The sequence below is a fragment of the Paenibacillus sp. FSL H8-0260 genome, from assembly GCF_045040625.1.
GTDB lineage: Bacteria > Bacillota > Bacilli > Paenibacillales > Paenibacillaceae > Paenibacillus_AQ > Paenibacillus_AQ odorifer.
In genome coordinates this window covers 1,666,836-1,679,515 of the sequence record NZ_CP150298.1, presented here as the reverse complement: position 1 = coordinate 1,679,515, position 12,680 = coordinate 1,666,836, and the positions used below count along the sequence as shown (strand labels likewise).

The following is a 12,680-nucleotide window of genomic DNA, read 5'->3' as shown; positions in this document are numbered from 1 at the left end:
GCGAGCATTAATCCCGTTCAGGTCTGGAATAAGCTAAATAATTTTTGTACTTCTTCAACCGTTCTGGCAATTCGTCAGCCTTTGGATTACGTTTTAAAGAAACTTGATATAATTCATCTGCGTGGCCAAGCTTTCCGGAGATTAGAACATGGGAATGTGCTCTATCTTCCTCGGCGATATCAAATCTTACTTTTCCGTCTTCCACCTCCAGAGTCCCCCTGACCCCGCAAATTCCACATATTGCTGGATAATTATCATCATGATTTCTGATTTCTATGAGTTTGGAATGACAGATTGGACATAAACCAGGTTCGCCAATATACTTCGCTTCCGTTTCTGGATTCATGAGTGTTTCAGCCACATGACGACCGGATTGTCTTGCTCTCTTAAGTTCTTCCTCCCTGAACACAACTGCTCCAGGTAAGCCAACCCAATTGACCAGCATTTTATCTATTACATTAATTTGCATCGGCAACGTAAAAAGGTGGAGCATCGGCAATGCGAGTGTGTCCCACTCACTTCCTCCTACAGCAATAAGAGAAGCTACTCTAGTTTTAAAGCTTCTTTCATCCGGGCCTTTGCCGGTAGTAATCCCTCTTTCCTCGCGTTGCTTCTTGGCAATCATCCGGAAAGCAATGTCATGAGAAGGCCCCATCCGGTCATTCAGAATCTTCAATAATCCGTTAGGACTCTTTTCATAAATGGCTGAGCTCAAGATTAATCCGTCGCATTCCATTAATTTTTCATCAATAAATCCATAGTCATCATTCTTTATCACACAGTCTCCTGAGCCACACTTTTCAAGCAGACTCACTACACAAGCATTACAACCGGTGCAAGGTTTAATATGTAAATCATTAAGACGCACAAGTTCTACTTCGGCCCCAAGCTCCTCAGCACCCATTAAAGCTTCTTTAACAAGGATTTCTGAATTGCTCATTCTTCTTCCGCAACTGATCCCTAAAATTTTCATTAGTAGCCTCCTACAATTCGAATTTGTTAAGCATATTTTCAGAAACTGATCCACGAGATCGTTTCAGCTTTTTCACAAGAACTGGAGTGACAATTGCACTGGCAACAACTGCGAATGCAATTTGTGCGCGGGCACTCTCAACATAAGGCAGATATGCCTGATCGACCTCTGCCATAAGTTGAGGTACCGTTATGGATAACCCGGCTACACAACAAATCGCCGCAGAAGCATGCCCGTCTTGTTTCAGACAGAATCGGTCAACTAACAACATGGGGATGTTATTAATCAAGGTAAAGATCAAGAACAAAATCAGCCCCAGCCCACATGAGCTGAGTGCGCTCTTGAGATCGATATTCGCCCCAAGGCAAAACCCCAGAAAAGGCACCATAAGTGAGGTCCCTGATTTGGAAAAATTACGAACAGCAGGATCAAACATACCCAGAAGAAATCCGACTACAAATGGAATTAAAGTAGCCATGATGCTTCGAGCGTCAATCCCATTTCCGGAAGAGAAACCAAGAATACAGACGGGTATGAACGGTAGCCCGATAAGGTTCAGCAGAGCAAACGCAGAAATGTCAGTGTCATCACCGTAATTCTCCATCAGCGCAAGGTACATGCCGGGATTGCAACTAGTGATGCAAGCCACAAGTGCCAGGGTAGAGATTCCTCCAAACCCCGCCAAACCGAAAAGCTTCATAACAACGATCCCAAAAACAACACTAAGAACAAGTTTTACCGCAACTAGTATGCCGCCCCGCCGCAGAGTTGTCACAAGCTGTTGAGGTTTGAACTGAATACCACAGAATACTAGCAGAATTCCCACGATCGTCATCGTTCCCGCATTCGAAAATACAGCAGTGGACGGATTTCCAACCATCAAGGTTCTCGGATAAAAAGTATGCATTATTGCAGCGATTCCCATAGGAAGCAGCATCATTCCGCCTGATATTCCCTGTATTCTCTCTAATATTTTCATGTACGGCGATTCCCTTCTTCCAAGTAATCGTGTCTTTCCTCTATCTGACTGTTACTCTTGCGCATGCTTTATTCCCGGCAGCTTTGGCTAGAGGTGTCATGATCATGGTCATTAGATAGGAAACCAAATAAAGCACCGGATAATTCCCAGTAAATGAGGTGAGAAAGCCTGACAGGTTTGATGTGCCAAGCAGAGCCATCACTCCGCTGATTACAGTTACAGGAATGAAGTTTATTAGCAGACAGCCGACACATTGACCCGCCAGTAAATCCTTCTTTAGAGCAAAAAGCCCCGTAAACCAGTCGCTAATCCTCATCAAGGGAATAAAATCGTTAATAAGACAAGCCAGCGAGAAGCCAACCAGGGTGAACACCCATGTTCGTCCATTAATCCCCTCATTCATCAGGGAAGCTGCAAGCGACATCGCCGCCGCAGAGGGAAGATTCAACACAAGCTTAAAATACAAAGAATATGTCTTACTCATTTTCCTGCACCCGCAGCCGATATGGCATGCTCTTTCCATTTTTCTGTTACTTACTTGAATCTGCCCACCCTGGTCAGCTGTTTGGGGACACGGATGCGACCAGATGCAGTGACAATCGCATTCTCTTCACAGACTTCCGTACACCTTCCGCATTTTTCACAAATCGCCGGATCGATCATATGGATATAGCCTGATTTCCCTTGGATTGCATTTTCCGGGCAGACATCAAGACATTCCCCGCAGCCGCTGCATAATTTCGGATCAATGACATAGGCAAGAAAATGGGTACACACCGAAGCCGGACAGGTCTTGCGTACAATATGGGCTTCAAGATCAAGACGGGAGCAGGCAACAGCAGATAACGCCGGCCCCACCATATTTCTTCCAAATGCGCAAAAAGATCCTTCTCCGATTAATTCGCCTATATCTGTTACTAAATCAAGATCCTCTTTTTTTGCGCGCCCTTCGGTAACATCAGTGAAGACTGCTTTGAGTTGCCAGCTCCCCTCACGGCAAATCACACATTTTCCACAGGATGTCTCCGCTGCAGCGCTAAGTAACCCTTTGGCGATAGTTGCCATACAGTGCTTGTCGGTAAAGATTCGGATACTGTCATAAACAGAATCATAGCTTATGAATTCCGAAGTTAAGGCCGGAGCCGATGCGAAGCGCCCGAGCATGCCACCCAGCAGCAGGGGCTTGGCTGGCGCAAGTTCAAGCTCCTCTAACAGAGCAGACACAGGGGTGCCAAGTGCAACTGCCACAACCCTGGTTCTCTCATCTGTTGTAATCATTATTAATTTCTCCTGACGGCGGGAACTGCTTACACCTTCGTAAATCCAGTACGCAGTCTCCACATCCAGCAGGAAGGTAGGTCTCCCTTGCCAGCCTTCGGCACTGAAGCTTTTCACCCATAAGTCACAACGTATTACACCATTGTCTATGGCATTGTATAATGCTGTTTCTTCCCGCAGGACAGGAGAAGCCGGTCCGTACTTCACTGATATAAGCGAGGCCGGAGCTATCTCACGCAGCGGTGCCGCCAACATCTCAGCTTGCGCCTCTGTCTCGGCATAGATCAGAATCTCACAATCCATGCAAATCTTCGCAGCCATTGCCAGCCCTGCTGCTATTCGACTCGCGACATGCGCAAGAATAAAGTCCGTGAATCCATCTAACTCCTGTGCGAGAGAGCAGATTAATACGGGTCTCCCGTCATCTGGATTGATTGCGGATAAACGTTCATCGAGAAGCACTCCTTGTTTATCCGTCAATGCAAGTGCTCTAATTCTTACTGCCGCGTCCGAAGCTGAAATTGCTAGCCTATTCTCCAAAAGCTCCTGAATAGCAGGCTCTTCAGCATTCGGGAAAGGCGACAGAAAATGGGGAGTTCGGCTGACTTCATGTGGCATCTTTATTCACCTCTGGCAACACTCGAATAATCATTCCAAAATTTTTGCGCAGCTATTTCTAGTCGCAGATCACACTGCAGACAACGTTGCGCCTCATCCGGTACTTGCGCCTCAGAATAACCCAGATCCATCGGATCAAAGCATTGGCAACGCTCCTCTGGCGCAACAATCTGTGTTTTCTTTCGCTTTCTATCACTCATGCCTTTAATTGCACCAATTCTCGGGCAAACCGCCTGCTCCGGTGAAAGATTTTCCTCAATATTGCCGTCCCCGCCGAGAAACCGGTCCATCTCTGAAGCAGCCAGGCGCGCACCTGCTATGGCACGAATAACTGAATCTGTGCCTGTTACACAGTCTCCGGCTGCGAAAATACCGGGAATGCTTGAAGCACAGCTATTCGCTTCGACAACAATGCGGCTGCCACGACCAAGGGCTAACCCACAGCCCTCTGCCAAATCAGGTCCTTGACCTACTGCAAAAATCACTGTATCAACCGGGAGTATCGTTTCGCTGCCAGGTATAAGATCAATGACACTCCTGCCATTCTCATCAAACTGGAAGCCTTTCACTTCTGCCATCCGCAGCCCGTTCACTTTACCGTCGTCGCTGCCGTTAATGGCGAGGAACGTTCGGCTGTTATGCACCAGTACTCCCTCTTCTTCAGCCCAGCGAAGCTCTTCAGGAGATGCGGTCATCTTATTTCGGCTTTCAAGGCAAGCCAGATGAACGGTTTCCGCGCCAAACCGTTTTGCGATTCCTGCACAGTCCAAGGCAACGTTTCCCCCACCCAGAATAATTACGTTCTTACCGACAGTCGGAGCCTCCCCCTCTGCCGTCTGGCGCAGAAATTCAATATTCGTATATACGCCTTCCAGCCCGGCGCCCTTCAGTGGCAGACGCGCTCCCTTATGAGCCCCTACGGCTACCAAAACAGCGTCAAATCCTTCTGAGATCAGGGAGGCAGGAAATTCAATCCGAACACCGGTCTGTAATTTCACACCCAACTCCAGGATCATGCCGATTTCTCGGTCAACGATCTCCCGGGGAAGACGATACTGTGGAATCCCGTATTGCATCATACCGCCAGCCTTTTGGCGTTCTTCATAAATAGTTACCTCATGACCTAGCTTTGCAAGGTACATGGCTGCCGTCAGACCAGCAGGACCTGCACCAATAATAGCGACCTTTTTGCCAGTGGCCGATTTTTGGAAAGAACGAGTTTTCCAACTACCGTCATCATGCTCGCAGGCATGGCGTTTCAGGTCACGTATGGCCACCGGTTCATTGAGAAAATTACGTTTACACTCCAATTCGCAGCGATGGGTGCATATGTACCCGAGCGCGTGGGGAAACGGTACTTTTTCGCGCATGACGGCAGCCGCAGCCGGATAATTTTTTTCCCGTATGAACCGCAGATATTTGGGTATATCAATATGGGCAGGACAAGCCGCCCGGCATGGAACCAGGGCATCTGTACGGGACTTTCCAGTCATCTTCTGCGTAATGGCCTCGTGTTCACGAATAGCTCCTGTGGGGCATACCTCTACACAAGCACTGCAAAAGCGGCAATCTGCATCCTGCAGGGAATTACCATCTACTACAACCTGCAACCGGCCCTGAACCTTCTCAAAGCGGATAGCTCCCACACCCCGCATCTCTTCACATGCACGCACACATCTTCCACATAGAATACAGCGGGTCATTTCATGAAGAATAATCGGGTTCCTGGCATCCTCAGCAATACGGATCGGGTTGGCCCGGAGGCGGCGCCCCGTATCTCCGACAAATTGGGAAATGGATTGGAACTGGCAGTGTCCGAATTTTGGACAGCCTGTACACTCACTTGGATGTGTTTTGAACATTAAATCAACAGAAAGCTTTCGTACGTTTTCAGCGAGAGCATCCTTACTGTCAATGACCATTCCTTCTTCCGCCTTTACAGCACAGGCAGCCACGACACCCTTTTTCCCTTCCTGACGCACCATGCAGAGACGGCAGGAGGCAGTGTGACGAAGATTCTCATGGTAACAGAGGTTCGGGATATAGATACCGTTTGATAGTGCAGCTTCTAGAATCGTTCCACCTGTACGCACAGATACGGTCTTTCCGTCAATCACCAGTGTCACTTGTTCGTCCTTCATCGTTTATTCCTCTGCTCTCACATATTCAGCGGCACTTTCACCGGCAAAACGTCCCGTATTCAAGCAATAACCCATCGTGTTTCCGGGTAAAAGAAACATATAGCTGTCCCCGTAAATGGTACAGGTATCTGTACCGGCAGCGTACAGACCGGGTACAGGCAACCATTCCTTATCCAGCACTTCTGCTCTATCGTTTATTTTTATACCGCCAAGTGTGCCATACGCGCTGGGACGAAAGCATCCGGCATAGAAGGGTGCCTTCACAACAGGCTTCATATAAGTCTTGTTTTTGAAGAAGAGCTCATCACTTCTATCACACATATCGTTGTATTCATCAACTGTATCGAGCAAAGCCTCTGGAACGATCCCAAGTTTTTCAGCTAGCTCCTCAATGCTGTCTGCTTTGATAATGTCCGGATTGCCCTGAAGGATGTAATCCTCTACGACCTCATCAAAATCACTGACATCATCCGGGTCATGCACAAAGTTTATGACATCAAGACCATTGCGCTTATACCCCTTTAGAATAGTGGAATCAATAATGGAATAACCTACACGCCCTTTTTGAATAGCGATGGCGTTGCCGGTGAAGGTATTGTTCTGCATTTCTTCCTCATTAATAAAACGTTTGCCGAGTTGATTCACCATCAGGTTAGGTTGCATCAGTACGGCAGGCACACTATCCGGACCGGTATCCGAATGTGGCAGAATGTAGATCATTTCAACTGTCATATCGGTTGTCGCAGCCCCTGCCTCGCAGGCCATACGAATTCCGTCACCCTTGAGTCCGGGGATTGCAAAATTGAACATATCCTCCTTGTAGCTATAGCCGGTGCGCTCCTTAATCATCTCTGGATTATCACCTGCACCTCCCGTAGCTACAACAACAGCCTTGCACCGGAACTCAGTTTCTTCACCATCAGGCCCTCTGCCAATAACTGCGCAGACCTTGCCCTGTCCATCTGTAAGAATACGCTGAGCAGGGGTTTCAAGATAAAACTCAACCCCATGCTCACGTGCGTATTCCATGATTGCTTTATTCATGATGGCACCGCCATTGCGGCCAATGCCACCGTTCACTGCTACGATATGCCAGGTCTGCTCAGATTTCGGAAAATATTTGTATGCTCCAGCAAACTGGACGCCCATCTCTTCTAGCCAGGTAATGGTATTGGCGGAATTTTCAAAATACCTTTTCACAAGAGTGGCATCTACGCGCCAATGCGTATATTCCATAAACATTTTGAAGGCCCGTTCTACACTGATATCTACCATCATGGATTTTTGCTGCCGCGTACCTATCCCCAGAGGTCCCATCCCCATATTTGCTGCGCCACCTACCGTACTGTTTTTCTCCAGCACTACTACCCTCGCTCCGTTCTCAGCAGCTTGCGCAGCGGCTGCCAATCCGGAAGGTCCTGCGGCAATTACAACTATTTCTGTCTCGATCTGTCTCATATAAAGTTCCTTTCCTAGAAACATTAATTTAAATACACCCTTAACCATTGCGCACTCCATTCCACCGCCTCATTTGCCAGCTCACGGAAGTTGATTGCATGGGTTTCTTTTGTATCTATGGGAAGTTCGTTATAACAGGCACTGTTAAAAGCATCTTCTATATAGCCATGGTGCGCAGCTTGCATCTGCCGTATAAAGACTGGAACGCCTGCCCTGGACAAACGAATTGCATATTGTTCGCCTTCATAGCACAACGCATCACACTCGGCAAGTACTATAATGACCGGCGGCATATTAGTAATGAACCGTTCAGGCGCATGGAGCGGTGATACATAGGGTTCCTTCCGTTGCTCCTCACTTGAATATAGAGAAGTAAACGCTTTCATCAACTCTGGGGCCATATCGGACAAACAGCGCTCCTTCGCTGCCGGATCATTTACGGCATCAAGATAGGGGTAATGCAAAATCTGGCAGCAAATAGAGTAGCGATCCTGTTCCCTTGCCTTCATTGATGCGGCTGTAGCAAGAGTCGCCCCTCCACTGAATCCCATAACTGCAAACCGTGAAGGGTCCATACTGAAGCTTTCAGCATTTTCGGCAAACCACTTCATTACCCCACAGACGTCATCTAGCGCTGCAGGGTAAGGATTCTCAGGAGCTTTGCGGTAATTTATCCCTACTACGTGACAGCCAATAAGAGTTCTGACTTCCTCGCACAGGTTATCATCCTTGGCAGCATCGCCAAGCACTAGCCCCCCGCCATGCAGCTCAAAAAGTACTGGCGAGTTTTGCCGCTGGGCACGATGCAACCAAACTTCAACACTGTGGCTTTCACCGCAAGGTATTTCCAGCCGCTCTCCATGAATATGCTGTGACAACAGGACCATTCTTTCAGATGCACGAATGGAGGGTATGATTTTAATGAAGCTTTGCAAGAAATCATCCATTTGATTTTCCTGTTTCTGTTCTGTTGAAACCTTCCCATACGGGATAACCCGTATACACTTTGGTTTCTTCTTCACCGTTCAGAGCACGCACAGTGCCTGCCGCAAGTGCCTCCATTTCAAAATCACCCCCGTACACCTTAACAGGTGCGATCCAGCCACAGTATAGCTCCACAAAACCTGTAAAATAGAGGTCATTGCTGACGCCGCCTGTGAGAATGATCCCGTCCACTTGGCCTTGAAGAACTGCTGCGCAAGCACCGACAGCTTTGCATAACTGATAAGCCATAGCATCATAAACAAGCTTCGCATAAGTATTTCCGCTAGCAATTATTTTTTTGATCTCCATGGTGTTATCTGTACCGAGATGACTGACTAGTCCTCCTGTCTTGCTGATCTTCTGGATCATTTCCTGATGGGTGTATTCACCGGAGAAGCACATATCAATAATGGGGACGGCAGGGATTGAGCCAGAACGATTCGGCGCCATAGGACCTTCTCCATTTAGTACATCATTGCCGTCTACCATTCTTCCCTTCTTATGGGCAGTAACAGATAGCCCCCCGCCCACATGCGCCACAATAAAGTTGCATTCCTCATACGGTCTGCGTAGTTCTTTGGCATACCGCATGGCGACTTCTTTCTGATTGAGCACATGTACTCTACTCTCTCGATAAATGCCCCTTATCCCTGTAAAACGGGCCAGCTCCTCATATTCGTCAACATCAGGCGGGTTGACCAAATATGCAGGTGCTCCGCCAAATTCATCCGAGAATGCTTGAATAAGCTGTGCGCCGAGAACTGCCGGATGCTTGACCGTTCTTCCCTCCCGGGAATGCTTAAGAATGGCTTCATTAATCGGATAAATGCCACCAACCATGCTTTCCAGACCTCCACTGTACGCAGCGTAAGCATCCATAGCAGTAAGGCTGATTTTAGCCTTATATAACTCCGATAGAATCGTCTCGCGCCGGTAAGGAAGTTGGTCGCCAATAGTTGCAAAGGTCTTTAGAACTGCCGGGTCATGGGCAACATTCGCTTTGAATACTTGTGTGTTGTTCTCAAAAACCGCCAATTTTGTTGAAGTAGAGCCTGGGCTGAGCGTAAAAATTTTATATATCCTTTCCATGTCTTCACAGTTCCTTTCCATGCTGTGCGCGTACAATTAGCATAATAATATTGCCCATCATTTCGGAAAGCGGAGCACTGCGGGAAAAATCGCAGATCGGCTGTGCAAAGCCTTGAAGTACAGGCCCATATGCATCGGCTTGACCAAAAAGCTGTATCAGCTTGACACCTATATTCCCGGCATGCAGATTTGGAAATATAAGCACATTTGCCTTGCCAGCGACATCACTTTCACGCTTCACTTTGTTTGCAGCAACCCCTGGGGATATAGCTGCATCAAGTTGAAATTCACCATCGATCTTCAAGTCCGGCACTCTGCCATGTACAATATCGATTGCCTTGCGGATAACATCAATACTCTCATGCTCCGTGCTGCCACATGTAGAAAAGGAAAGCATAGCAATACGAGGCTCCCAGCCGAGCAGCGTTTTGACAGTATGTCCAGAGGATATGGCGATGTCAGCAAGTTCGTCAGCATCGGGAGCGGCATTCACCGCACAATCAGCTATAGCAAGCAGCTGACCTTCAGGACCCTCAAAGCCCGGCACATTCACAATACCAAGACTTGAAATGCTGCTAAAGCTTTCCTGCATCCCGATAATGTTTTGAGCCGCCACAATAACCTCAGCCGTAGTATACTCGCGTCCAGCAGCTGCACAATCAGCCCTGCCGGTCTTAACCAGCAGCATCGCACAGTTTACTGGATCTTTTGCCTTGCGCAGGACCGCTTTTCTGCTCAACTCATCAAAACGGGCTTTATATTCGTCAGCGAGTTCTTCTAACTGCTGCTCATTCGAATTATTGAAGAAACTGAATGCCTCAGTCGAAATTCCAAGTTCCACCGCACGCGCACTGATACTCTCTGAATTGCCAATTAGCACAGGTTGGCCTATCTTGCGTGCGACCACCTCCGCGGCGGCTTTCAAAATCATTTCATTATCACATTCCGGAAAAACCACCCTTTTGGGATGAAGACGTGCTTTTTGCTCGAGCGTTTCCAGCAGGCTCATTTATATACTCCTTCCATCTGCAGCTATGGCAAAGGCCACCGCGTAGTCTGTATCATAAGAAAGGGAAATTTTCACTTGCGCACATGAGCTTTGCAGCGCCCGTTTGGCGATTTCCCCATGCAGTATCACATTAGGCCGCCCTTCGGCATCATTAAGGATTTCAATCTCTTTGAGACTAACTCCCTCGCCACTGATAGCTAGAGACTTGAACACCGCTTCCTTGCCGGCAAACCGCGTTACATAGTAATAAAAAGGCTCCGGACGGCTTATAGCTTGCGCGATCTCATTCGGAGTATATGTTTTTTGTATAAATGGATCTTCCTGCACCAGCGTAATGGCTCGCAGATGAGAAAAATTCACGATATCTGTCCCCACACCGATCATCGGACTTTCCTCCATATCTAACGGTAGATATATTCACCAGATTGATAACGTGGCGGAATTACCGGTACCTGAAGGAAGGATTGATATTCCCCGCCAGTGCGAATGATGTGTCTGCCCTTATTGTCTGTGTCCCACGCTAGAGGCTCGAACCATCCCTCCCGGATATAGCGGCCTGCCACCTGCACCCGCAGTTTCTCACCTTTATGCCAGATCCGGCTGGAAGGCACAATTTCGATATCCACCGGAACTACCTCTCCCCCAGTGAGCTTCAGCTCACGTTCGTGAGAAAGCACAGGCTGATAGTGGGTACTAAGCTTTGAATCAAGCTCTCTGTGCGAAACACGAATCTTACCCCATGCTCCGGGATGCGGCTCATCCAGTACATGCCAGGGAATCCAATTGCCCTCTCCATCAGCCTTCTGAATATTAATGAAAAGATCCATGTCGTCATGCCCGGCTGCTTCAACATAAAGCCGTAAAAACATATAACCGGTCAGCTCAGTATCCTCTTTAAACTCCATATCAAACATTGCTTCTCCACTGGCCGAGTCGTAAGTTACTTCGGATGCGGCAGAAACAGAACCTTCTTGCATGCTCATGCTGGCCGCATCCAGGTAGTAACGTGTATATTGAGTTCGCTCCAGAGGAAATCCTTTTTCCTTGCGCTGTACCTGGTAATCACAATCGAAAGCATCCATAACATCAAGCCGGACACGGGGGGTTAATTCCCAGCCATTATGAATGTCTTTCAGGTAGCGGTCATAGAAGCGCTTCAGGTCCTCAAGATTGTAAGGATCATAAGCATCTGCCCATTCAAAATCGCGATGTACGCGCAGCCATTTCTGCTTCGTCTTAATTTTACGATAGCCCTGAATTGAACCACGCAGATGAAAATGACTCCAGCCGGCGGTACAGTAACACGGAATCGTAATCTTGCTGAAATCAGGAATTTTGTCACGCCAGTAACCGTTCATTAAAGGATATTTCCGTGCCATAGCCACTTGATCATCGACACCGCCATTCCCCGTAACCGAAGCTGCGATGAATTCATTGAAGCTAAGTGCTGGGATGCCCCCTTCATAAATTGCTTCCCTGTACACATCAGTCGTGCCTTCCCACGGGGCTATACAGGCGAGATGGGGAGGTTGATAAGCTGCTACACGATACTGGGTCATGGCTACACCAGAGTTTCCTCCCATACCCACTCGACCATTACACCAGTATTGAACACCCAGCCATTCGATAAAATCATAGCCATCCTCACAATCCTGACGACTGAACATGCTTACATCACCTTCGGAATGACCTGCACCGCGAGTATCAACGTTGGCAACGGCGTAACCCATTCGGCACCAATACATAGGGTCCGGAGACTCGAACTTTGCGAGTTTGGATACGGTCTGCGGAGGAACGCCCATAATCTGCCACTCACTCATTCCTTCTCCTGGCCTTTTCCCGAAAAAACTCCAGGAAACTAGTGCAGGAATCTTGTCTATTCGGTTTTCCGGCATATATATATCACAATAGATAGTCACCCCGTCACGCATTTTAACGGGTACGTCTTGCTGACAGATCACGCCTTCACCCGCAATGTATGTTCTTTGGTTGAAGGGAGGACAGAAACCTTGTCCCATTGCATCCATTGGATTTTCACTTGCAGAAAGATCAATATCCTGCTCTTTATCAACAGGCCGACGGGCCACACGGTAAATACTCTCAAGCTCTTCGCCCTGAAACATTTCTTTCTTTGTAAAAAATTTGTTCATT

At 47.9% G+C, this 12,680-nt stretch carries 11 protein-coding genes; all 11 read right to left on the bottom strand.

Annotated elements, in window-relative coordinates:
* Window positions 1–7 precede the first annotated feature (7 nt).
* From MHI51_RS07290 to MHI51_RS07240, 11 genes are read right to left on the bottom strand one after another with little or no spacing between them, the layout of a single operon-like run.
* Window positions 8–973 carry a flavodoxin family protein gene (locus MHI51_RS07290; RefSeq protein WP_076218364.1) on the bottom strand — a complete coding sequence of 322 codons (966 nt, stop codon included), beginning with the start codon at window positions 971–973 and terminating at the stop codon, window positions 8–10.
* A gap of 10 nt (window positions 974–983) precedes the next feature.
* Window positions 984–1,952: a 2-keto-3-deoxygluconate permease gene (locus MHI51_RS07285; RefSeq protein WP_076125321.1), complete on the bottom strand. Its 969-nt coding sequence runs from the start codon at window positions 1,950–1,952 to the stop codon at window positions 984–986.
* 40 nt (window positions 1,953–1,992) lie between these two features.
* Window positions 1,993–2,436: a hypothetical protein gene (locus MHI51_RS07280; protein ID WP_076125323.1), complete on the bottom strand. Its 444-nt coding sequence runs from the start codon at window positions 2,434–2,436 to the stop codon at window positions 1,993–1,995.
* A gap of 50 nt (window positions 2,437–2,486) precedes the next feature.
* Window positions 2,487–3,848 (bottom strand): NADH-ubiquinone oxidoreductase-F iron-sulfur binding region domain-containing protein, encoded by a 1,362-nt coding sequence (locus MHI51_RS07275; RefSeq protein WP_076218365.1) that lies wholly within the window; start codon window positions 3,846–3,848, stop codon window positions 2,487–2,489.
* Window positions 3,849–3,850: 2 nt separating this feature from the next.
* Window positions 3,851–5,989, bottom strand: a complete 2,139-nt coding sequence (locus MHI51_RS07270; protein ID WP_081387461.1) for an FAD-dependent oxidoreductase — start codon at window positions 5,987–5,989, stop codon at window positions 3,851–3,853.
* A 3-nt stretch (window positions 5,990–5,992) separates the two neighbouring features.
* Window positions 5,993–7,447: an FAD-dependent oxidoreductase gene (locus MHI51_RS07265; protein ID WP_076218382.1), complete on the bottom strand. Its 1,455-nt coding sequence runs from the start codon at window positions 7,445–7,447 to the stop codon at window positions 5,993–5,995.
* Window positions 7,448–7,470: 23 nt separating this feature from the next.
* A complete protein-coding gene (locus MHI51_RS07260) occupies window positions 7,471–8,394 on the bottom strand; it encodes an alpha/beta hydrolase (RefSeq protein ID WP_076218366.1) in 924 nt (307 codons plus the stop codon).
* Window positions 8,387–9,520, bottom strand: a complete 1,134-nt coding sequence (gene buk, locus MHI51_RS07255; RefSeq protein WP_076218367.1) for a butyrate kinase — start codon at window positions 9,518–9,520, stop codon at window positions 8,387–8,389. The genes MHI51_RS07260 and buk overlap by 8 nt, the downstream gene beginning before the upstream one ends.
* A gap of 4 nt (window positions 9,521–9,524) precedes the next feature.
* On the bottom strand, window positions 9,525–10,529 hold the full coding sequence (locus MHI51_RS07250) for a phosphate acyltransferase (protein WP_076218368.1): 1,005 nt from the start codon (window positions 10,527–10,529) through the stop codon (window positions 9,525–9,527).
* Complete coding sequence (locus MHI51_RS07245) at window positions 10,530–10,913, bottom strand: holo-ACP synthase (RefSeq protein ID WP_076125332.1); 384 nt, start codon at window positions 10,911–10,913, stop codon at window positions 10,530–10,532.
* Window positions 10,914–10,930: 17 nt separating this feature from the next.
* Window positions 10,931–12,679, bottom strand: a complete 1,749-nt coding sequence (locus MHI51_RS07240; RefSeq protein ID WP_076218369.1) for a CocE/NonD family hydrolase — start codon at window positions 12,677–12,679, stop codon at window positions 10,931–10,933.
* Between the last annotated feature and the right edge of the window lies 1 nt (window position 12,680).

Bases quoted from the DNA above. Each gene is read 5' to 3' on its own strand.
- MHI51_RS07290 (WP_076218364.1), bottom strand. From the start codon at position 973: ATGAAAATTTTAGGGATCAGTTGCGGAAGAAGAATGAGCAATTCAGAA.
- MHI51_RS07285 (WP_076125321.1), bottom strand. From the start codon at position 1,952: ATGAAAATATTAGAGAGAATACAGGGAATATCAGGCGGAATGATGCTG.
- MHI51_RS07280 (WP_076125323.1), bottom strand. From the start codon at position 2,436: ATGAGTAAGACATATTCTTTGTATTTTAAGCTTGTGTTGAATCTTCCC.
- MHI51_RS07275 (WP_076218365.1), bottom strand. From the start codon at position 3,848: ATGCCACATGAAGTCAGCCGAACTCCCCATTTTCTGTCGCCTTTCCCG.
- MHI51_RS07270 (WP_081387461.1), bottom strand. From the start codon at position 5,989: ATGAAGGACGAACAAGTGACACTGGTGATTGACGGAAAGACCGTATCT.
- MHI51_RS07265 (WP_076218382.1), bottom strand. From the start codon at position 7,447: ATGAGACAGATCGAGACAGAAATAGTTGTAATTGCCGCAGGACCTTCC.
- MHI51_RS07260 (WP_076218366.1), bottom strand. From the start codon at position 8,394: ATGGATGATTTCTTGCAAAGCTTCATTAAAATCATACCCTCCATTCGT.
- buk (WP_076218367.1), bottom strand. From the start codon at position 9,520: ATGGAAAGGATATATAAAATTTTTACGCTCAGCCCAGGCTCTACTTCA.
- MHI51_RS07250 (WP_076218368.1), bottom strand. From the start codon at position 10,529: ATGAGCCTGCTGGAAACGCTCGAGCAAAAAGCACGTCTTCATCCCAAA.
- MHI51_RS07245 (WP_076125332.1), bottom strand. From the start codon at position 10,913: ATGATCGGTGTGGGGACAGATATCGTGAATTTTTCTCATCTGCGAGCC.
- MHI51_RS07240 (WP_076218369.1), bottom strand. From the start codon at position 12,679: ATGAACAAATTTTTTACAAAGAAAGAAATGTTTCAGGGCGAAGAGCTT.